Source organism: Pseudomonas sp. App30 (assembly GCF_047947025.1).
In the GTDB taxonomy this organism is placed as follows: domain Bacteria; phylum Pseudomonadota; class Gammaproteobacteria; order Pseudomonadales; family Pseudomonadaceae; genus Aquipseudomonas.
Map to the genome: position 1 here is coordinate 1,107,622 of NZ_CP133165.1, position 20,978 is coordinate 1,128,599.

Annotated in this window: 17 protein-coding genes; 9 read left to right on the forward strand and 8 right to left on the reverse strand. The window is 57.7% G+C overall.

Annotation, left to right across the window (positions count from 1 at the left end; translation table 11 throughout):
• Nucleotides 1-19 precede the first annotated feature (19 nt).
• On the reverse strand, nucleotides 20-1,141 hold the full coding sequence (locus tag RAM80_RS04860) for an FAD-dependent oxidoreductase (protein WP_416425104.1): 1,122 nt from the start codon (nucleotides 1,139-1,141) through the stop codon (nucleotides 20-22).
• Nucleotides 1,142-1,337: 196 nt separating this feature from the next.
• Between RAM80_RS04860 and RAM80_RS04865 the strand changes: the two genes are divergently transcribed.
• Nucleotides 1,338-2,333, forward strand: coding sequence for a LysR family transcriptional regulator (locus tag RAM80_RS04865; RefSeq protein WP_416425105.1), 996 nt, complete (start codon nucleotides 1,338-1,340; stop codon nucleotides 2,331-2,333).
• On the opposite strand, the gene RAM80_RS04870 is transcribed toward RAM80_RS04865, so the two are convergent.
• The 3 genes from RAM80_RS04870 to RAM80_RS04880 form a co-directional block, all read right to left on the reverse strand.
• Nucleotides 2,320-2,721, reverse strand: coding sequence for a Rieske (2Fe-2S) protein (locus tag RAM80_RS04870; RefSeq protein ID WP_416425106.1), 402 nt, complete (start codon nucleotides 2,719-2,721; stop codon nucleotides 2,320-2,322). The genes RAM80_RS04865 and RAM80_RS04870 overlap by 14 nt on opposite strands.
• Nucleotides 2,694-3,626: a VOC family protein gene (locus tag RAM80_RS04875; RefSeq protein ID WP_416425107.1), complete on the reverse strand. Its 933-nt coding sequence runs from the start codon at nucleotides 3,624-3,626 to the stop codon at nucleotides 2,694-2,696. The genes RAM80_RS04870 and RAM80_RS04875 overlap by 28 nt, the downstream gene beginning before the upstream one ends.
• Before the next feature lie 61 nt (nucleotides 3,627-3,687).
• Nucleotides 3,688-4,422, reverse strand: coding sequence for an EthD domain-containing protein (locus tag RAM80_RS04880; RefSeq protein WP_416425108.1), 735 nt, complete (start codon nucleotides 4,420-4,422; stop codon nucleotides 3,688-3,690).
• A gap of 826 nt (nucleotides 4,423-5,248) precedes the next feature.
• Between RAM80_RS04880 and RAM80_RS04885 the strand changes: the two genes are divergently transcribed.
• Both RAM80_RS04885 and RAM80_RS04890 read left to right on the forward strand, forming a co-directional pair.
• Nucleotides 5,249-6,013, forward strand: coding sequence for a hypothetical protein (locus tag RAM80_RS04885; protein ID WP_416425109.1), 765 nt, complete (start codon nucleotides 5,249-5,251; stop codon nucleotides 6,011-6,013).
• Nucleotides 5,965-6,162 (forward strand): helix-turn-helix domain-containing protein, encoded by a 198-nt coding sequence (locus RAM80_RS04890; RefSeq protein WP_416427414.1) that lies wholly within the window; start codon nucleotides 5,965-5,967, stop codon nucleotides 6,160-6,162. Before RAM80_RS04885 ends, RAM80_RS04890 begins: the two co-directional genes overlap by 49 nt.
• A 193-nt stretch (nucleotides 6,163-6,355) precedes the next feature.
• On the opposite strand, the gene RAM80_RS04895 is transcribed toward RAM80_RS04890, so the two are convergent.
• On the reverse strand, nucleotides 6,356-7,255 hold the full coding sequence (locus tag RAM80_RS04895) for a LysR family transcriptional regulator (RefSeq protein ID WP_416425110.1): 900 nt from the start codon (nucleotides 7,253-7,255) through the stop codon (nucleotides 6,356-6,358).
• Between the two features lie 137 nt (nucleotides 7,256-7,392).
• Here RAM80_RS04895 and RAM80_RS04900 point away from each other — a divergent pair, with 137 nt between their 5' ends.
• Together RAM80_RS04900 and RAM80_RS04905 are read left to right on the forward strand one after the other, a co-directional pair.
• Nucleotides 7,393-8,766, forward strand: coding sequence for a nucleobase:cation symporter-2 family protein (locus tag RAM80_RS04900; RefSeq protein ID WP_416425111.1), 1,374 nt, complete (start codon nucleotides 7,393-7,395; stop codon nucleotides 8,764-8,766).
• Nucleotides 8,767-8,804: 38 nt separating this feature from the next.
• Nucleotides 8,805-10,175 carry an amidohydrolase family protein gene (locus tag RAM80_RS04905; RefSeq protein ID WP_416425112.1) on the forward strand — a complete coding sequence of 457 codons (1,371 nt, stop codon included), beginning with the start codon at nucleotides 8,805-8,807 and terminating at the stop codon, nucleotides 10,173-10,175.
• Nucleotides 10,176-10,738: 563 nt separating this feature from the next.
• Here the strand turns inward: RAM80_RS04905 and RAM80_RS04910 are convergent.
• The 3 genes from RAM80_RS04910 to RAM80_RS04920 form a co-directional block, all read right to left on the reverse strand.
• The gene (locus RAM80_RS04910; protein ID WP_416425113.1) at nucleotides 10,739-11,476 is read right to left on the reverse strand and encodes an alpha/beta fold hydrolase; all 738 of its coding nucleotides are present in this window, start codon (nucleotides 11,474-11,476) and stop codon (nucleotides 10,739-10,741) included.
• 1,591 nt (nucleotides 11,477-13,067) lie between these two features.
• The gene (locus RAM80_RS04915; RefSeq protein WP_416425114.1) at nucleotides 13,068-14,648 is read right to left on the reverse strand and encodes a methyl-accepting chemotaxis protein; all 1,581 of its coding nucleotides are present in this window, start codon (nucleotides 14,646-14,648) and stop codon (nucleotides 13,068-13,070) included.
• Between the two features lie 516 nt (nucleotides 14,649-15,164).
• Nucleotides 15,165-15,791, reverse strand: a complete 627-nt coding sequence (locus RAM80_RS04920; RefSeq protein WP_416425115.1) for a TetR/AcrR family transcriptional regulator — start codon at nucleotides 15,789-15,791, stop codon at nucleotides 15,165-15,167.
• A gap of 254 nt (nucleotides 15,792-16,045) precedes the next feature.
• On the opposite strand from RAM80_RS04920, the gene RAM80_RS04925 reads away from it, so the two are divergent.
• The 4 genes from RAM80_RS04925 to RAM80_RS04940 all read left to right on the forward strand — a co-directional run bounded on the left by RAM80_RS04925 (nucleotide 16,046) and on the right by RAM80_RS04940 (nucleotide 20,968).
• Nucleotides 16,046-17,143 (forward strand): Rieske 2Fe-2S domain-containing protein, encoded by a 1,098-nt coding sequence (locus tag RAM80_RS04925; RefSeq protein ID WP_416425116.1) that lies wholly within the window; start codon nucleotides 16,046-16,048, stop codon nucleotides 17,141-17,143.
• 17 nt (nucleotides 17,144-17,160) lie between these two features.
• Complete coding sequence (locus tag RAM80_RS04930) at nucleotides 17,161-18,105, forward strand: PDR/VanB family oxidoreductase (protein ID WP_416425117.1); 945 nt, start codon at nucleotides 17,161-17,163, stop codon at nucleotides 18,103-18,105.
• 65 nt (nucleotides 18,106-18,170) lie between these two features.
• Nucleotides 18,171-19,592, forward strand: a complete 1,422-nt coding sequence (locus tag RAM80_RS04935) for an alginate export family protein (protein WP_416425118.1) — start codon at nucleotides 18,171-18,173, stop codon at nucleotides 19,590-19,592.
• A 32-nt stretch (nucleotides 19,593-19,624) separates the two neighbouring features.
• Nucleotides 19,625-20,968: an MFS transporter gene (locus tag RAM80_RS04940; protein WP_416427415.1), complete on the forward strand. Its 1,344-nt coding sequence runs from the start codon at nucleotides 19,625-19,627 to the stop codon at nucleotides 20,966-20,968.
• Nucleotides 20,969-20,978: the final 10 nt, after the last annotated feature.

A 20,978-nucleotide genomic window follows, 5' to 3' on the forward strand; every position in this document is an offset into this window, starting at 1 on the left:
TTGGATGGAACCTTTTGTGCTAAACAGGCTGCGCGGTCAGCTTTAGCATGTCCTTGAGCAGGCCGATCCGATCGAAGCTATGGTCTTTTTCGATCTCTTTATCGCCTGCCAACACTGACTTTTCGCTGATGAACTTGCAGCGTTCGAAGCGACGGACCATGAAACGCTGTAGTTGCTCGGCCAGCGAGCCACTGCCGCCGAGCTCCTCACCCAGCACTACGGCGTCTTCGATCGCCATACCAGCGCCTTGGCCCAAGTGGGGCGTAGTGGCGTGCGCCGCGTCACCGATCAACAGCACCCGGCCCCTGAACCAGGGTTCGTCGACAAACACCACCTCCATCGGCTTGTAAACCACTTGGGCACTGTCGGTGATCTGTTCGCGTAGCTCGCCGATCAGGCCGGTAAAACCTTCCAGGCGATCACGCATCTCTTGCGCAAGGGTCGTCGGCTCCTTCCATGGGTTGCCTGGCTCGTAAGAAGTCAGGTACATGTACATGAGGTTGTCGGCGAGCGGACATAGGCCGGCGACGCCTTCACGGCCATGGAAGTTGGCTAGATGATCGATTTCCGGGCGGCGGGCAAAGTTGTAGCGCCAAACGGCCTGGCCGGTGAAACGCGGCTGGTACTGGTCGCCGAAGATCAGGCTACGTACCTTGGAGAACAATCCATCGGCGCCCACTACAAGGGCGTAACGGCCGCGAGTGCCGTTGGTGAATGCGACATCGACGCCTTCTGCGTCCTGTGCCAGCGCATCGACGCTAAGCCCCAGGCGTACGTCAGCGCCAAGCTCGATTGCCGTTTTGCTCAGTACTTCATGCAGTGCCAGCCGCGATATGCCGACGTTGGCAGGATATTCAGGGCCAGCCAAGCGCGGCGAAGGGATCCGAGTCTCATTGCCGTCCAGGTCAGAGATACTCACGACCTCGAACGGGTAAGCTGCCTCCAGGTAGGCGTCCAGCAGCCCTAGCCTGGACATTTCACGCACCACATTGCTTTGCTGGATGATGCCGACACCGTAAACGGTCCATTTAGCTTTCAGCTCGACTACATCGACCGCTATGCCCCTGCGGCGCAGCGCAATAGCGGCGCACAAGCCACCGATACCACCACCCACGATTAAAACCTTGCTCACTTCGCTCATTTTTCTGTCTCTTGTTTTTTTAGAGTTTTTCAAGGCTTGCGAAAGCGGGGCTGGACGCCGATTCGCAGCGAGGTGTGACTATCGCTCGGTGCGAACCCGTAGGAGGAAAGTTAATGCGATGGGGGGCGTTTGACTAATCGCGAGTTAGGATGGAAAGTATCGCGAAAATAAATACAATGATGAGGGTACTTCTCCGATGCGATTCCACCAGCTGGATCTCAACCTGCTTTTCGCTCTCGACATTTTGCTGGAGGAACAGAACATCACCCGTGCAGCCGAGCGACTGCATATGACGCAATCGGCGACCAGCGGAGTACTTAGCAGACTGCGCGCCTATTTCGACGACGAACTATTGGTGCAGGTGGGGCGCACAATGCAACCTACGCCCTATGCAAAGCAGCTTGAACTGCCCGTTCGCGAAGTACTCCTCACCATCCAGTCCTCGATAACCGCGAAGCCCGTACTCGACCTCTCGACCAGCAAACGCCACTTTCGGCTGATCATCTCGGATTACCTCATCAGCACCGTATTCGCAACAGTGGTTCAGGAAGCCTATCGGCAGGCTCCGCAGATCAGTTTCGAACTGATTTCTCCCGGTGATACGTCGTACCATCTGCTCAGCCGGGGCGAAATAGACCTCATGATTTGCCCTGAGCAGTACCTGACCAGCGAACACCCCTCCGAACGTATTTTTGACGAAGAGCACGTTTGCGTTATCTGGAAAGACAACACTGAGATTGGCGAAATACTCTCGCTAGAACAGTATCTTGAGGCTGGGCACGTAGCGACTGGATTTGGCCGCAATCGACGGATGGGGATCGAGGAATGGTTCATGAGCGAGTATGGATGCGCTCGCCGAATCGAAGTGGTCACAAACAATTTTACCACCCTGCCGCAACTGGTGGTCGGCACACATCGCATCGCAACGATGCACAGGCGTCTGGCAATCCAATTCGCGGCTTTGATGCCACTTCGTATCCTTCCAGCTCCGGTCAAACTGCCGACTATCACCGAGTGCATGACCTGGCATCGAAGCATGGAGTGCGACCCTATGCTGCGTTGGTTACGCCGCGTGATACTCGACACCATGTCCCAGCCGGAGCCCACCACCGTCGCTCCATTGGCGAACGCTGGCGTCCTCCGGCAAGACTTTACCGATCATTTTCGAAGCCTGGCGCCTAGCCGGAACTAGCTTGTCCGGAAAGAAATACCCGGCCGGTAGAGTCCACGAAACAACACACCGGCGTTAGACTTTTACCAAGACAGGGCCCATGAATGCACAGGCCGGAGGCCGGCACAAAATGTGCACCATGGGCATAGCAGATTATTCGCTGGCCATCTGCGGACAGGAATCGGTCCTTGCGGTACTCCATGGATACGTTCAGGTGGGGGCAGCGATTACGGTACCCTATGATCTGCCCGCCATGGCGCAGCACCAAGATGCTGTCGCGTCCCTCCTGCCAAGGATCGAACCCCTTGGCTTCGCCTTCCCGAAGGTCACTGGCCTTGCATAAGTAAAGGTCCTGCCAAGTCTTGTCCGGCGGCCAGTCACTCAATGGGGACCACCGCCAGGTGCCCACTTGGGCTGCGCGGTAAAAAGAAATAGTTGCGAAGCGTCGGCCGAAAGCGAGGCCTCACGTGCAGTCCAATTCTCGTCATGCTTATCCATGTCGGCGTCGTACTCGATATGGCACCCTAACGGGCTGTTGAAGTACCAGAACCAGTTGGAACCATATAAATGCCTGCCTGGCCCCCAGAAACTGGTCCAGCCTCTTGCGGCAAAGCGCGTTCCTGCTAGCATCACCTCGGTGCCACTGCCCATATGGAAGGTGAAATGCTCGCAGCCTTTCATCTGCGGCGGAGTCTGGATCATGAACAGGCAGTGGTGATCATCAGAGCCAGCCGGACGCATGAACGGCCCCACGCCGGTAAACCGGTCGGTGGTCACGAAGCCTAGGCGCTGAATATAAAAAGCCTCTGCCTTGACGCAATCGGGTACGAAATAAACAACATGGGACAAGGAGCGCGGCAACGCGGGCATATCCGGGCTGATTCCCAGCTGGTTGAGGCCACGCTGTGGCGCCGTCCCAGGGGCGTTAGTGAGATCCGCAGGCGCCACAAAGGGGCGCCGCACGCTGAGCTGGAACGCAATCGCGAAGCCCATGTCATCAGTGCTATGCACCGAGCCATCATCGTGTCGATATACCGCCCGATCAGTGGCCAGGTTCGTGGCGATGCCTTCCAAGGTCGCACGGTCGGTTACTCCGTACACGGTTTCGCGCAGCGAAGGTGCCGGACCGATAGCCCCTGGCAGCGACGGATCGTCCGCGAGGCGGATGATGATCGACGTACCATCCAGCGCTTCAAACTGCCCGCCACGCTCATCGAGCATGACCGTACTCAAGCCATAATCCTGCAAATGTCGAGCGCAGGCGGCAATATCATCGACACCGAACACCAAGGTATCGAGCCCTAGGATATTCATTGAGTTCTTTCTCGTTCGCTTGTTGGACGAAACTGGTTAATGCTTCCTGTTGCAGATGCTTCTACGCCTCCCCTCCGATGATCGAGACTTCCCTCGCGTATACGAAGAAAGAGCCTTGGGGCTCCACTACCCCGTCTTCGCCCAGCAGCCGCATCAACAGACGCTGGTAGGCGCGGAACGTCGTCAGGTCGCGCTCATCCTCGAACCAAAAACTGGCCAACCCTTGATGGACTTCAATGTCCGGGCCGAAGTAGGCGGTGATTCTGTCGCCCTCGGGAATGTACTCGGCACGAACGTGCCGGCGCACTGCTTGGGCAAACTCTGGACACTGCTGCTGTGCGGCCTGGTGCGCGATCTCCCAGGCGCTGACGAATGCGAGGAGGTCCACCCCAGGCGCCTGCTTTAGAAAGTGCATGACCTTCACGCCACCTTTCCCAGGCGTAGGTACTTTTATCTCCCGTTCGCTCATCAGTTGCGCCGCCTGACGAGTCAGATCGGCGAAATTGGCGCCGTCAGGCCCAACCTTTTGCTGGGTATGTGGATCACTGAAAGTTTCTATGAGGCCTGCGTAGTCGTCGAAATACAGCTCGGTAATGGAGTCACGATGGAATGTCTGGTGGTAGCCCGTATCGGACTCCGCCCCAAATGCTCCATCGAAGACGTGGTTCTGCATGTATTTTTTCAAGCCTAACGGTTTGATACGGGAAATCGCACCGTGGGTATGCTCGACATATTGGAGACACTCCGCGTGGGTCATTCCGGGTTTGCGCCGCATGGCGGCGACCATCTTGATCATTCGATTTCTCCTGTGAACGCTTCAGTAAGCACCTTGCGATGCCAAACAATGCGACTCTTCATTTTGAGGTTGAAATGGCCGACGGCCACATTGAATTCATCGCCCACACGCCGTAGCCCGGCAGTGATGGCATGCAAGCTGGCATTTACTCTGCCCCCCTGCTCGGCGACGTCGCGAACAAGCAGCACACTGTTATGGCAAGATTGAGCACCAAGCCGATGGTTTGGTCTGCGACGGCCTTGATCACAGCCATTACCCCACTCCAGGAGTACCAGCTTGATTGTGCAGTTGCGCGCTGCGTTTACCTGGCAGCATGATCGAATGATGGGTAGTCGATGCGACAACGAGGGGTGGGCACACCACGAGACCGGATCCGAGGGTGAGCTTGCTGCCGATAGGGAGGTGGCTGAACAGTCGCAATAGTGATGAACTTGCGTGTGTCATGCTGTGTTTGCCCTATTGTTATTGTACTCCGGGCTGTTTCACGTCAACACCGCTCCGGGAATAGCTCAATGTAAAACTCGGGCACCTATCCCGACCAATCTATATTTGAGCTATGTGGTATCGCATAGCTCAATGCTTGCTCGATCACGGCGAGAGTCAATTCACCCGCAGGGTAGCCAAGGCCTTTGCGCATGGCGGCTTCGTTCACTGGTTTGAGCGCCAAGTACGTCCGTCCAAAGTAATCCCATGTATGTGTAGTAGCCGGCTACTCGCGCCCAAGTTGACCGGGCGGTGCACGCGCACATGGAAGCGCCAAGAACCCACCGCCCGCAACAGGCACGGCAATTGCAATTTCAGTCCAACCCCTCACGCAGGTTGTCTGATGCAGCAGTTTTTTCAGTCCGCCGACATGTCCGAACATGCCAGCCACCTCAGTGGCTGGGACCAGCGCTACGACCAGTTGAGCAACGGCCCCGTCGATGCCGCACTGTGGGTGCGCGACGTGGGCAGCGTGCGACTGTTCCGCGAGCGTTTGAGCCAGGCTGCCATCCAGCACATGCGACTGCCGCGCGACCACCTTAACCTGATCGTACCGCTGGTGTGGCCACAGCGGTGCAGCCAGCAGCCGTGGGTGCTGGACGGGGTCAATCTGCTGCCCAACCAGCACGAGTTCCGCACTGTCACTGGCGCCGGCATGGACGTGCTGGGCCTGTCCGTGCCCTATGCCGATCTGACCGACCTGCTCAGCTACAGCGCCCTCGCCCGATGCCGCGCCAACCACGTCGTACAGGGCATGGCCCTGACGTCGACAGCCCACCAGGGCGCGTGCCGCGAACTGGTGGAGTTGCTGATGGGGCCAACGCACAGCGCGATCAAACCGCGACTGCTGGACCTCACTGCACGCCTGCTGGCCGAACTCGACAACCTGCCGGCCCGCCCGATCAGCCTCACCACCCGCCAGTACATCGTGCAGCGCTGCCACGAACTGGTGATGGATGCACCGCAAAGCGCCGGCAACCTGGTGGACCTGTGCAAACGCCTGAGATCTCCCGACGCACCCTGCAGTACAGCTTCCAGAGCGTGGCCGACGTCAACCCGGTGCAATACCTGCGCTCCATCCGCCTCAACGAAGCACGGCGCGCGTTGAGCAGCCACCCCGAGGCCCGCATTAGCGACATCGCGGCTCAGTGGGGTTTCGAGCACACCAGCTATTTCTGCAGCCAGTACCAGAAGTTGTTTGGCGAGAGGCCATCAAAATGCCGTGCCCGCCTTTCCAGTGACTCAATGGCGACATAGTTTTTTAGGCCCTGTATGCAATGAACTATCGCAGACACTTCATGGAACAAAACACAGAAACCGTCGGGGCGGGCATCGGAATCGAAAGGAAAATTGGTCGATTTCTTCAAGCTCGGTCACAGCGGGGGTCCGCCGTTTTCGGCGGCATCAACGCGATGGATCTGGCAGCCATCCGGCTGAAGAGTGGAGTGTCTCAAGCTTTTATATTCACTAACCGAGTCTGCCCCAGTTTTTCCCGCAACCAGGTCCCTGCTTTACCCAACCGAAACAGTGAGGCCCAAACCATATCTACCCCAACTGTCCAGTCCGTGAACGGGTACGCCTCCAACTGCAGCTCAACCAGCCTGCCATCTGCACTCAGGTCTCGCATGAGCTGTCTAGGTATGCTAGCCCAGCCCATCCCTTCCTTCAGCAGGTTCATCATTGTCAAATAACTCTCGAAGCTCCAATGGTTGGGCGAATTAAGGTACTCGCTGGTAGGAAGGTTGTCCTGGAAAGGCAAATAGACCAACTGGCGGAAATTGCTCAACTGGTTGAAGTTAACGGGGCCCATCTGGGCTAACGGATGATTGCGGGCAACCACATTGCAGAAGGTAACGCTGCCCAAGCGCTTGAACTGCAGATCCTTCGGGTAATGGGCCCGAGTACACATGATCCCCAGTAGCACCTTGCCCGCCTCGACCAAGCCGAGGGCATCCTGCCGGGAGGGATGGAGCACCGTCAGGTCGACATGGCTGAAGCGTCGAGAAAACTCCTCCAGCACGGGAGCAAGCGCCTGGTAATGGACGGCATCGTCAAGGCTGATCACCAGCTCCGTTTCCAGCTCTTGCGCCAGGCTGCTCGCACGATTTTCCATGTTAAAGCACTGGCCCAAGATGGCGTCGGCATCGCGCAGCAACGCGCGTCCTTCGTTGGTCAAGAGCGGATAACGGTGGGTACGATCGAACAGGGTCACCCCCAGGTCGATCTCAAGGTTAGCGACAGAAATGCTCAACGCCGACTGCGACTTGCCCAGCTTGCGAGCCGCGGCCGAGAAAGAACGTTCACTGGCCACCGCCGAAAACGCCGTCAGTTGCTCCAAGGACAGCCTCATGGATACACCATAAAAAAAATCAATAGATCCCATTTTTACACCAGGGACGACTGAGCGCATTTTGGCCTGGCATCAGCCGATAATTCTAATGATTTCCCAACCAACACTGCCTCGACCATAGCAACAAGGAGAGGACATTGACCCTTACCGTGCACCCTGTTGATCAACGACTACCGTTGGTTCAAACCGTGATATTGGGCCTTCAACACGTGTTAGTGATGTATTCGGCGTGCATCATCGTACCGCTGATATTCGGTGCAGCCCTGAAACTGCCCAAAGAGCAGTTGACCTTGATTATTAATGCTGACTTGTTCTGCGCTGGCCTGGCAACGTTACTGCAATGCGCGGGCAGCCGGCTGTTCGGTATTCAACTTCCGGTCATGATGGGTGTGACCTTCGTCTCGATCACGCCAATGATCGCCATCGCCGTCAATCCAACCCTCGGCTTGCCGGGCGTATATGGTGCAATCATCGCCTCAGGGCTCTTTGGAATTCTGGTGGCACCCGTCATAGGGCGGCTTCTGCGCCTATTTCCGCCTGTGGTCACTGGCACGGTCCTGTTGGTGATCGGCATCAGCCTGATGCGTGTAGGCATCGACTGGTCGGCCGGTGGGCATCCCGCCCTGGCCGACGGCAGCCCGAACCCGGATTACGGCAACCCGGTCTATCTGAGTATCGCGCTCTTGCAATTGGCTCTGATCCTGGGTATCAACCGCTTTGCCAAAGGCTTTCTGGCCAACGTCGCGGTGTTGCTCGGTGTGCTGGTGGGCTTTGGCGTTGCGTGCTTGCGCGGCGATATCGTGCTTGACGGCCTAGGCCAAACCCCCTGGTTTTCGATGATTACCCCGTTAGCGTTTGGCGTGCCGACCTTCGATGGCGCCGCCATCGTCTCCATGTGCCTGGTCATGCTGGTCACCCTGGTTGAATCCACCGGGATGTTCCTGGCACTGGGCACGATGGTAGACCGCCCGACCACACCTGTGCGGTTAGTTCGCGGCCTACGTGCCGATGGTCTGGGTGCAATGATCGGCGGCGTTTTCAACGCTTTTCCCTACACCTCTTTCTCACAAAACATCGGTCTGTTGACCATCACCGGTGTCAAGAGTCGCCATGTTTGCGTGGCCGGGGCACTGATGCTCATGGGGCTGGGCCTGTTTCCTAAATTGGCCTACATCGTAGCGTCTACCCCTCAGTACGTACTCGGTGCGGCCGGCATGGTCATGTTCGGCATGGTCACGCTGATGGGGGTACGCATTCTATCCACCGTCGACTTTGATCGATCGCGCCACAATCTGCTAATCGTGGCGACCAGCGTGGGTATCGGTATGATTCCGATGGTGTCGCCTCTCTATTTTCAGGCGCTGCCGGCGTGGAGCCGGGTGTTTACTGAAAGCGGGATCATTCTTTGCGTGTGCAGCGCGCTGATCCTCAACCTACTGTTCAACGGATTCAGCGACGCTGCAACTGTCACTGCAGCTAGCCGGCGCGCGGCCGCACTGAACGACCACTGATGCCCGACAGACTTTCTAAAGCACACAGGATTAGAACGATGACCAACGAGCTCCTTCGGGCAGATTACGTGCTCACCATGGACGCCCACAACACTGTGATCGAAGATGGCGCAGTTTGGATCAAAGATGGCCTGATCGCTGACGTGGGCCCCGCCCACCTGCTGCTCCCCAGACACCCTCAGCTCCCGGTTCGCCGACTCACTGATCGCCTGCTGATGCCCGGGCTGGTCAATACCCACTGTCACTCCGGCATGCTGCGGGGCACCGCCGAAGGGTTGCCGGTGTGGGAGTGGCTGCAACGGTACATCGACCCGATGCACCAGGTACTGCTGCCCGCCGAGGCCCGACTATCTTCCATGCTGTGCTATAGCGAAGCCCTGCTATCAGGGACCACCACCGTAGTGGATATGTGGCGGTATATGCATGGCAGTGCCGAGGCCGCTGCCGAATTGGGCATACGCGTCGTTTTGGTGCCCTATGTGGCTGAACACCCTGACCATGACTACTTCGAGACCTTGGACGGCAACGAGGCCTTGATCAATCGCTGGCATGGCGGTGCGAACGGTCGCATCAGCGTCTGGGTTGGCCTGGAGCACATGTTTTATGCCCGCCCCCAAGCCTTCAAGCGCATCGCCGACATCTGCAAGGCCCACCAGGTAGGCTTTCATACTCACAGTAACGAAAGCCGCTTTGATGTGGAGGAGACTCTACGACGCCATGGCATCCGTCCCATTCAGGCACTGGAGAAATTTGGTCTGCTTGAGGCCAGTAACGTGTTACTGGCTCATTGCGTGTGGGTGGACGACCAGGAGATCGCGCTGATGGCCCGGAGAAATATCGGTGTGGCGCACAATCCAGTCAGCAACATGAAGTTGGCATCCGGCGCAGCCCCGGTAGAAAGAATGCTGGCGGCGGGCATCGCCGTCGGATTGGGCACCGATGGCGAGAAGGAGAACAACAACCTGGATCTTTTCGAGGAAATGAAAGTGTCCTCGTTGCTAGCCAAGTTCGCCACGCTCAACGCGGCAGCCCTGGACGCCTGGTCTATCTGCCGCATGGCCACCATCGATGGTGCCCGCGCCCTGGGCATGGACCACCTGATTGGCTCACTGGAGGTTGGCAAGGCGGCGGACATTATCGCCGTGCGTGTGGACACCCCTAGAATGACACCGCTCATCGCCCAAGGGCCATTGGCTAACCTCCACCACAATCTGGTGCATGCGGTGCAAGGCGGTGATGTGGCCATGACGATGGTGGCAGGACAGGTGGTGGTGGAAGATGGTCAACTACGAAACGCTGAAGTGGACGTGTTGATCACTGAAGTCAATGAAGCGGCGCCGCAATTGTTTGCCCGGCGGAAAAGCTGGCTGGACACAACCGGGGGCGCCATCAACGAGATTAATCGATGATATGACTCGACCAGGTCGCTTTTTGAAAGCTGGTCCCACGTGCGAGCACTCACCATGGATTAACAAGGCGCTCGCATGATCATAGGCATCAGGATCCAGGAACGACACGTTCGCTTGCTGCAAATACCTGGGCACCATATTCAGTAGGGTGACTACACTGCGTGCACGGGCGTGTACCGTAGCTTCGTTGCAATCTTTCATCCACGGCTTGATCAGGGAGCTAATTCAGCGCCATCGATTCATGCAGCGCTAAATGCAGCTCAAGCGCCCTGCGCAGGCGCTGCACAGCCGACAGCCCGCCGGTCAGACAGTGACGCGTGTACATTCAGGGCACCGTAGAGCGCTATCGTAACGCGCTGCGTTCGGCCCTCGATTTCGTAAAGACTATCAATTCGTAACGATTCAAAAGACGGCCTACACAGCGGCACGTTTCGACGAACTGATTTTCGAAACCCTTTTTTAGCCTACTTGAAATGTGTGTCGCTTCATCATCGACGATCTGGCCCGTTGTGGCCCCAACTACGGCGTCCCAGCTTCGTAAATGCCATGCCACCGGTAACGACCTAGGTGCCGGCCCGCGCAATGTCGCGAACAATGCTCGCAAATCCAACAGGATCCTCTGCGCAAGACGTGTGACCAGTATCCATGACATGAAGCGTGGCCCAAGCAATGCCGTTGGCCATCTCATGAGCATGAGCGATTGTGCGCGCTGGATCATGCTTCCCATGGACTATGGCAGTCGGAACACGTGGAAGGATGTGTAGGAGCGGGACGAAATCAATCGCTTGTTGGCTGAGAAGAACTTCAATCACGCAGCTGCCATCCAATCGCTGTGGATATGCACGTACTTCCTCAAGTAATGGTGAACTCGGTAACGTTCGAAAGCAGCGTGCAATAAACGCGGCCCAAAATGCATCACCCCAGTCATGCCTAATCCGCTCGACCAGCTTCGTGATGTCGCCATGACCGCGGGTATTTGCTCCACTGTTGGAGAGCACAAGCCCCTTGATACGAGTGGAGCCAGACTGCGATTCCTGCATCGCAACCAGCATGGCAATCGAGGTGCCTAGCGAGTGACCAACGAGGACTACCGAGGGCAAGTCGACAATCGCGTTGCAAACGCGGGAGGCGATTGAGTCAAGATCATGCGTCCCTCCGCCCTCTAGCCAGCCAAGCCCAATCGCAGGAAACCCGCTTAGCAGTGCCGCACTCTCAAAGACTTGCGGAGTACACATTGCCCCCGGCAGACAGACCAACACCGGCCCGTGAATATTTCCTTCGCTGAGGGGTGTAATACGCAAGTTGCTTACTCCTGATCCCTGGGTTCCATTACTGCACGTGCAGCGAGCGGGCGCCGCCTCATTAGGCGTGCGAGCTGGCATGGCGTACAAGCGGAATTTTCATGTTCGATCCTGCGCATCCAAAGCTTTCAGCGCTCCTAGCATAGGTTGCCGATAGTACCGAACGAAAGAACGTCACGTCTATTTGTACATTGTCGTACACAAATAAACGGATCAGCATTTATAAGATCGGTCGCTCGGCACTTCCCTGAAAGCTGCCGCCTAGTTAGGTTCTGAATGAGCAGTCAGGATTTTTTAAGACAAACGCTTAATTTTTGAGGTTCGTGGTCAAGTCAAATTCAAGGCACAGGTCCAGTGCTGTCATATTGGTTTGCTGTCGAAACAGGTGAACAGCACTGCTCGGTGGATCATTAGGCCTTAGTGTCAACCTGCCGGCTTGAGATGCCAAAAAATTCGGGCTGAACTAGCAGAGTCTCTGCCATTTGCAGGGATCGGTCAGGCTTGGCAGAGCTGCGCATTCGAAGATGGATGGTGGCTGCTACGTCGCGTGGCATTTCAGCATATACCATTTTGCTTGCCTCACTGACGCAGAAGGGGCAGAACTGACTCCCGGGCGGACTGAGCAAGTAGCATGCAGAACACTCTACCGCACGCCCACCCCACTCATGCACTGCTCGCAGCACTTGGTTCACAATAAGCTCTTCCCGCCGCTCGCGAGCGCCACGCCCGTCGTTTGCTGGAGGGGGCGCAGTACACTGTTCCTGAGCAGCTGCCAACTGAGCCTGCCGATGCCCTACAAGCGCGGATGCATGCTCGGCTGCTATGGTTTCATACTCGACTCGCTTTGCTTTTTCGATTTCATGTTGGCGGTCCTGCTCCAGCTTCCACTGGTTGTTTTCGGCTGTAACTTCGTCAGCTAGCTCGGTGACAGCACGTCTGATCAACATTTCCCCCTTTAGCGATCGAATCCATGACCTGTTGTCAGGATCCCATAGAACTGCACGTTCAAATGCTACAGGGTCGTTGATCTGTTCCAGGCTGAGGCCACTTAGGTCGATCTCGATTGAAGAGGCTTGGACCCTAGTGAGCCGACGGTATCGCTCGTGCTCTACTCTAGCGAAAATTTTGATTCGTACTAGCAGTTGCCGATTGGCAACGGTAACGACGGCATGGGCTAAGACGTCACCAAGGTCCACGAACCGTTCGATTGAGCCCCCCTCAACTGACAGTGCTGGGATCGCGACTTCGCGAAAAAGGGTGCGCCCAGATTCAGTGGAGGCGTTCACCCGATTACAAAAGGCCGGAAGATTTAGATGTCGCCGTGCAGCGATAAGAGATACAGCCGCCCGACGCACACCCTCTTTATAGCCACTGACGCAGTCGTCAGATTGAACGTGACGAAAATGCGCGATGACCTTCTGACCACCATTAGCAGCATTTAGTGGTTTGCGGCACCCCGGACAGATACAGCCACAAGCAAGCCAATTTTCTACCTCCATGGCTCGATAAAGTGCCCCCCCCCGCTCACCGAATGGAATCCTTGCCCCCTGCATTCAACATCTCCTGATCTCACCACCAGCGTCTTCGTAGACTAAAGGTGCTGTTTATGCTGCTGCGCCGAAGGCATCGAGTCATGCTGAGCCACTAGAAATTTTCCGCTCAATCTGGCCAGCCGAAGTACGATGTTACGCAGCTCGCCGTTAGAGTGGTCGAGCTGAACAGCCGCTTCAGCGTTTTGCTCGGCGACGATTTGCACGTTATTCACGTGCCCTTGGATAGTCATCGATACTTGGGCCTGAAGTGCCGCTTCATTGGCAATGCCAGAATTGACACGTTTAATGTTTTCGAGCTCACCAGCAATTGACTCCAACACTTCGCTCGCCCGGCGAACATTGGTAACACAGTGCCTGACATCACCCTGACTCTGTTGGACGGCTTCGGATGCTTGAGCACTGCCTTCGATCAATGCCGTAACCAACGTCTCAATTTGCGAGGCCGATTGGGCAGTTAGCGTAGAAAGATTGCGAACCTCTGCTGCAACCACTGCAAATCCACGACCATTGTCGCCCGCCCTGGCGGCCTCTATCGCCGCGTTCAGCGCCAATAGATTTGTACGCTGCGCGACGCTCTGTATCACCGAGACGAACTCGCCGATTTCTTGCGTTTTTTTGGCAAGATCACTTACCACAATTTCAGTATCTTCCATCCTCCGGGCAAGCAGAGTAACTTGGATTTGTGTGTCCTTAAGGGCGTCGTGCCCTGCATTGGCTATATAACCGGCACCTTGCGCGGCCTGCATGGCCCGTGAAGCGTGCTCATGGACCTGATGGATGCCGCCCCCCATCTGCGTGATGGCCGCGGCTACCTCTGCTCCTTCATCCAACTGACGCCCCGCCCCGGTGCGCAGCGCCTCACTCGCCTGGACGAGTATAGTTACCGCGGTGTTGAGATCGTTCGTTTCGTGTCCCATACCTTCGATGACACCAGACAACTGGTCCAGGAAATGGTTGAAGTCATTGGACGCCGTACCAAAGGGTTGTGCTCTGTGCCGGAGATCAAGATACCCCTCACCCGCCTGGCTTATCCCGACAGTAGCGGCCATTAATGATTCAGCCTCGACAGCCTCTTGATGACTACGTATGGACAGATAGATTAAAACTGCACTTTCAACAAAGACGTAAGTCGCATGCAGTAAAATAGTACCCCAGCCACCATGATGGATAACGTGGACTAACGCCACCTGCTGTTGAATGGCATATAAAACAATATGTTCAAGGGCGATGGTGGCCGCTGCCGCCACGATGGGTAGCCAATCTCGGTAAAATACCAGAAACGCCAGCAATGTGAAAATACCGAAGTGAATTTCGACCAAGCCGCCGCTGATATCTATCTGGACGGATATCAGCGTCATAGCGGACATTGCGATAGTGACACGTGTCCTGCGCTGGCCAGGCCATAAGATCGTAAAGAACGAGGCAAGCACAGCTAACCCCCCTGCTAGTAACGCAAGCAAGCATTGTTCAAAATACATGCCCATCGCAAAAGTGCAAAACCATATAAACCACAGCACTGACAGTAGAACACGATCAGCTTTACGATAATGAGCTATTAATTCAGAAACACGGCTTCCCATCTTTTTTCCCAAAGACCGATTTATATTAATTCTGCGCATCTATTCAAAACAATAGAAAGAAACTCTTCAGCCCCTGACGCTTTCATGACGAGCCATGCAGTGAGTGAACTAAAAATTTGATTTATAAACTGAAGTATTCATCGGCAATTTGATCGAATCCTTTAGCGACCGCTGGAGAAAAGCCGTGTAAGGAATTCGGATTGCAATGGGGCCAACAGGTTTGGATCAATGCTGCTTTAGCAGGAGGTTGCGTTACTGGCTCAGTGACGTCCAAGCAGCTTCATCCGGCCCCTGAGTGACCTTCAGGTTGATGATGCCAGAAGGCTGGTACCAGCGATAGTGACCTTTCATCGTGATTATCACTAGTGAGCTAGCGCCCCCCGTCCGTGATAGCTGATTGGCTCCACTTAAAGAATGTGGATAGAACCCTCAGCGAATGTTGGCTCAAGCGTTTGCGCCGTGCTCAGCACAGGGCGAGGAACGCGCGCTGCTCAAGCGGCCTGAACAAGGGGCAAGCCGCTGCACTCGCGCGTCGAGACTGATGTAGCATGGCCCTCACTGCAAGGCTTGGTAGAGAAAACGCGCTAACGCTGGCGCGCGGCCCCCTCCTTGATAACGAAAGTCCCTTACCACCAAGGGGTGGAGAATGGCCGAAAAGCCATCGAACACCTGCTCGACACATTCGGCGGCGCCCACACGCACATCTCCACGGACTTCGCCTGCCTGAAGGACCTTCGATAACAAGTGGACGACGCGTTCTCGAAATGCTCGAAACACTGTCCAGTCGCTTTGAGCTGCAAAAACATACAGCTCAAAGATCTTTGGGGTAGGAGAAGCGAAACCGGAGTTGTAAGCCAGTACTGCAATCGCAAAACGTTCAAGAGCAACAGCGGTGCCGTCCTCTGTTGAAATGGCCGCCTCCATGTGCCCAGCAAAGCGTTCTAGTTCCAGGCCACACACGGCCTCCGCGAGCCCACGCTTGCTGCCAAAATACTTATGTACCGTGGCAGCAGACATCCCCAGCTGTTTGGCCAAGCCGCTCATGCTCATACCCGCAAAACCATGCTCCGCGAACAGGCCTTCGGCAGCGATCAGTATCTCTCGCGTGGTTTGCTGAGGAGTATGGCGCGCTCGGCGCACATCTTCGTTGGACGAACACGGAAAAGTAGAAGGTTTAGTCATTTAGCTATGATGCCAACGAGGATCGACCGCGTCTATCTTGTGCGACCCAGTAACGGGCCATAGGTTGTCGCGCGAACGTTGCGCCGCCTGATGAACAGTCCGCGCATCCACCACCGCCGGCCCTCATAAGCAAAACCGACGACGCTATCAACCTTACCGCCGCGACAGCCCCCACTCCCCGGCGATACCGTTATTCCCGAGCCATATCGAGCCTGCCCCACAGGCCGCCATAACAAGAATCGGGAGATTAGCCCATGCTGCAAACCACCCACCGCCCCGCCCGTGCGCGCGGCCAGGCGATGGCCGACCATCGCACCCCTTTGATCAAGAATTGCTGGTACGTCGCAGCGCTCAGCAGCGAGGTCGGTCGCACGCTGCTCGAACGCCGCCTGCTGGATACCTCGGTGGTGCTGTACCGCACCGAAGCCGGCGCCCCCGTGATCCTCAACAATCGGTGCGCCCACCGCTCGTTCCCGCTGAGCAAGGGCCGCCTGGAAGGCGACGACGTCATCTGCGGTTATCACGGCATGGTCTACGCGCCCAGTGGCCAGTGCGTGGGCATGCCTGCCCTGCCCAATCCGCCAGGCCACGCCTGTTTAGCCAGCTACCCGATCATTGAGCATGCGCCGTTTATTTGGGTATGGATGGGGGACCGTGACAAGGCCGACCCGGCGCTGGTGCCCGATACCCACTGGCTGGCGCATCCGGAGTGGAAAACCCTGGGCGGTGAATTCCAGTTCCACAGCAACTATGTGGCCATGCACGAAAACCTGCTGGACCAGACCCACTTCTCCATCCTGCACGCCAAGACCGGTATCGGTACGCCGGCTTACGTGCGTTCGGACCTGGACGTACGCCAGGAAGGCGACCGGGTGATCATCCTGCGCGCCCTGAAAAACTCGCCACCACCACCGGTGTACGCGGTCCCCATGAAACTGGAAGGGCGTGACGTGGACCGTTTCTCCGACGCCCGCTTCGAGTCGCCGGCCATTCACATTGCCCACGCCAAGATTGTCAATCTGCACCCACGCGATGGAGAGGCCGAAGAGTACAAGGTCAACATTACCCACGCCTTCACACCCGCTACCCAGAACACGTTGCACTACTGGTGGTTCAACAGCCGCGACTTCCACCACGACGAGGCCGAGATCGACCAATACGTGCTGGACAGTCATCGCGCTGCCTACCAGGAAGACGTGGACGCCCTGACCTGGATTCAGGAACTGCTGGACAAGGAACCAGGGCCGGTCGAGGAACTGAGCTTCGCCCCGGATCGCCCCGGAATCATGTGCCGCCGTACTCTGCTGCGCCTGTCGCAGCTGGAAAACGGCATCCCTGTGCAACCGCAATGAACGCCGGGGAAGCCAGCATGATCAATGTCATCGTGGCCCGCAAACAGGCGGAAGCCGAGGGTATCTACAGCTTCGAGTTGGCCAGTGAAGACGGCCAGCCGCTACCGCCTTTCAGCGCCGGCGCGCATATTGATGTGCATCTGGCCGATGGTTTGGTGCGCCAATATTCGCTGTGCAACAGCGCCGCTGAAAACCACCGATACCAGATCGCCGTGCTACGCGAGCCTAGCTCGCGAGGCGGCTCGCAGCAGATGCATGACGCCGTGGAGGAAGGCCAGCGCTTGCAGATCAGCGCACCGCGCAACCTGTTCGAATTGGACGGCCAGGCGCAGAAATCACTGCTGTTCGCTGGCGGCATTGGTATTACGCCAATCCTGTGCATGGCTGAGCGCTTGCATCATGCGGGCGCTGCGTTCGAGCTGTACTACTCGGCACGCACCCGTGATCGTGCAGCGTTCGTGGAGCGTCTGCTGGCCAGCCCGTTCAGCGATCGCGTGCACCTGTGCTTCGATGACGAACAAGGCCTGGACGCCGCTACGGTGTTGGCCAACCCGCCTGAAGGAACGCATCTCTACGTGTGCGGTCCTGGCGGGTACATGGAATACATCCTGGGCAGCGGGCGCGCCGCTGGCTGGCCGGACGAGCGCCTGCACCGCGAGTACTTCAGTGCCTCGCCACAGGTCGATGCCACCAGCGAGGCTTTCGAGATCGAAATCGCCAGCTCCGGCGAAGTCCTGCAGGTCAGCGCCGAGCAGACCATTGTCGATGTGCTGTATGACGCCGGCTTCGAAATTCCGGTGTCCTGCGAGCAAGGCCTGTGCGGCACCTGCGTCACACGCGTCATCGACGGTATTCCCGACCACCGCGACAGCTTCTTCACCGAAGCCCAGCGCGCGGCGAATGACCAGTTCACACCTTGCTGTTCACGGGCCAAAAGCGCGCGATTGATTCTGGACCTGTGACACCGGGCCGGTGCGCCGGCCCTTTTTACGCCTGATCCTGACAACAACAAAAAGACAGGAAAAACATGACTATCTCCCTGACCGTGCGACATCTGGCAGCGGGCGCCTGCGCCTGGCTGTGCACCTCAACCGGCGTGCTGGCTGACGACGTCCTGGCCCCGCCGGACGTACAGAACGCCCGCCCACTGCGTCCCGGGATCGCCCGCTGGGCCGAGGACTACCGCTTCCTCAAGGATCCGGCCAAACGCACCGATCCACTGGATGCCTTGCGCTACGTGCCCTTTGGCGACGGTAATTGGGCTTCCTTCGGCGGCGAGTTGCGCTACCGCGCCGACAGCCACCAGCAGCCGTTCTTCGGCTTGCGTGGCAAGGATTCCAACAGCTACCTGCAGCAGCGTATACAGGCCTATGCCGACGTGCACCTGTTCGACGATCAACTGCGCCTGTTCGCCCAGTTGCAGGACACCCGTTCCTGGCGCAAGGCGTTCTACTCGCCCAATGACCAGAGCGGCACCGAGTTCCAGCAGCTGTTCGTCGACTGGAAGCTGCCGCTGCACAATGGCTACAGTTTCACCACCCGTCTGGGCCGCCAGGAACTGGTCTACGGCAACCAGGTGCTGATCAGCGATCGGGATGCGCCCAACCTGAGATTCAACCTGGACGGCGTGAAATTGATGCTCAAAACCCCAGGGGGCTATAAGGTCGACGCTTTTGCCCTGCGCCCGGTGGCCTACGGGCTGAAGTCGTTCGACGATGAGGCCAGCGATGACATCGTCTTCGCCGGCCTGTACAGCACCTTCAATTTCAGCAAACCCTGGAACTTCGACTTCTACGCGCTGGACCTGGAAACCCGCAACCGCAGCCTGGCTGGCGTCATCGGTGATGAAGTGCGCTACACCACCGGTACACGGGTATTCGGCAAGGCCAACGGCTGGGACTGGAGCTGGGATATCGCCGGCCAATCCGGCCACCTGGGCGATGCCACAATCCGTGCCTGGGCGGTGGCCGGCAGCAGCGGTTATACCTTCGATGCACCCTGGCAACCGCGCCTGGGCTTGCGCACCGACATGGCCAGTGGTGACGGCCAGCGTGGCGACAAGCGCATCGGCACCTTTGATCCGCTGTATGGCAAGAACGGCTATTACGGCGAGGCTGGCATTACCACGCTCGCCAACCTGATCGCCGTCGGCCCGCAACTGGCATTTTCGCCCGTCCCCGCCCTGCGGATAGAGCCGGCCATCTACGCCGTATGGAAGCAGAACAGCCACGATGGCGTTTATTTCACCGGCATGGGCCTGGCGCCAGGCAGCACCGACACCGACAGCCGGCGCCTGGGCACTATCTACAAGACGTACGTGCGCTGGCTCGCCACCCGCAATCTGACACTGGACCTGGACTGGGAATATTTCGAAGTAGCCGGCGCTTTGCGTGAAGCCGGCGGCAAAAGCCAACACTTCATCAGCCTGCGGCCCACCCTGCGATTTTGAATCGTTTCCTGACAATAAGAGAGAACCTTGCGATGACAACGCCTACCGTGGACATACGCCAGTGGATCGACGCACGGCCCATGACCCGCTACCAGTGGGGCATCTTGTGCCTGTGTTTCTGCATCGTCACCCTCGACGGCTTCGACGCCGCCATCATGGGCTTTATTGCCCCAGCCATTCTGCAGGAATGGGCCCTCTCCAAGGCGGCGTTCGGCCCGATCATGGCCGCGGCCATGATAGGCCTGGCCATCGGTGCCTTGGTGTCGGGGCCATGGGCTGACCGCATCGGCCGGCGCCGGGTGCTGTTGTTGTCAGTCGCCACCTTCGGCCTTTTCAGCCTGCTCAGCGGCCTGGCGCAGACGCCGCTGCAACTGGCGGCACTGCGCCTGCTTACCGGACTGGGGTTGGGGGCGGCCATGCCCAACTGCACCACGCTGCTGTCGGAATTCATTCCGGCACGCTTGCGCGGTTCGCTGGTGACACTGATGTTCATGGGCTTTGGCCTGGGTTCGGCCATGGGCGGGTTCGTCAGCGCCTGGGCGCTGCCCCACTGGGGCTGGGCCTCATTATTGATCCTGGGCGGGATTCTGCCGATTCTGCTACTGCCGCTGCTGTGGCGCGGACTGCCCGAGTCCGTGGAATTCATGGTCGGCAAGCAGATGCTTGCCGAACGTATCGTCCAGGCCTTGCGCCCCATGGGAGGGCAGTTCACACCTGAGCAACGGTTTATCAGCCAAGGGCAAGCCACCCCCCAGTCATCGGGCGGGCGCATCGCCGGACTGTTCAGCAGCCCCTACCGACGCATCACGCTGAGCTTATGGGGTACCTACTTCATGGGACTGCTGGTGATCTATCTGCTCACTGGTTGGTTACCAACGCTGATCAAGGAGGCTGGCCTGCCGATTGAACGCGCCGCGATGATCACCGCGCTGTTCCAACTGGGCGGGCTGGCCGGCATCTTGTTGGTAGGCTATGCCATGGACCGCACCAGCCCGCGGCGGATCATCGCGTTCGCCTATTTGGCCGGCGCTGGCTGCGTGTTCGCCATTGGCTTTCTGGCCGTGAACAGTTCTTTTCTGGGCGTTCTGGTGTTGTTGGCGGGGTTTTGCATCAACGGCGCCCAGACGGGACTCAACGCTTATGCGCCCGCCCTCTACCCCACCGCGTTTCGGGCGACAGGCGTCAGCTGGATGTTGGGCATCGGGCGCTTTGGTGGCATTGCGGGTTCCCTGGCAGGTGGCACCCTATTGAGCCTGGGCATGCCAATGAACCTGGTGTTTGCCGTACTGGGCGTGCCAGCAATATTGGCTGCCTTCTCCCTCATGAGTGGACCAAAAACAGCCCGCAGCCCTGTAGTGGCCTCGTTGGGCCACTGATCCCTCTTGA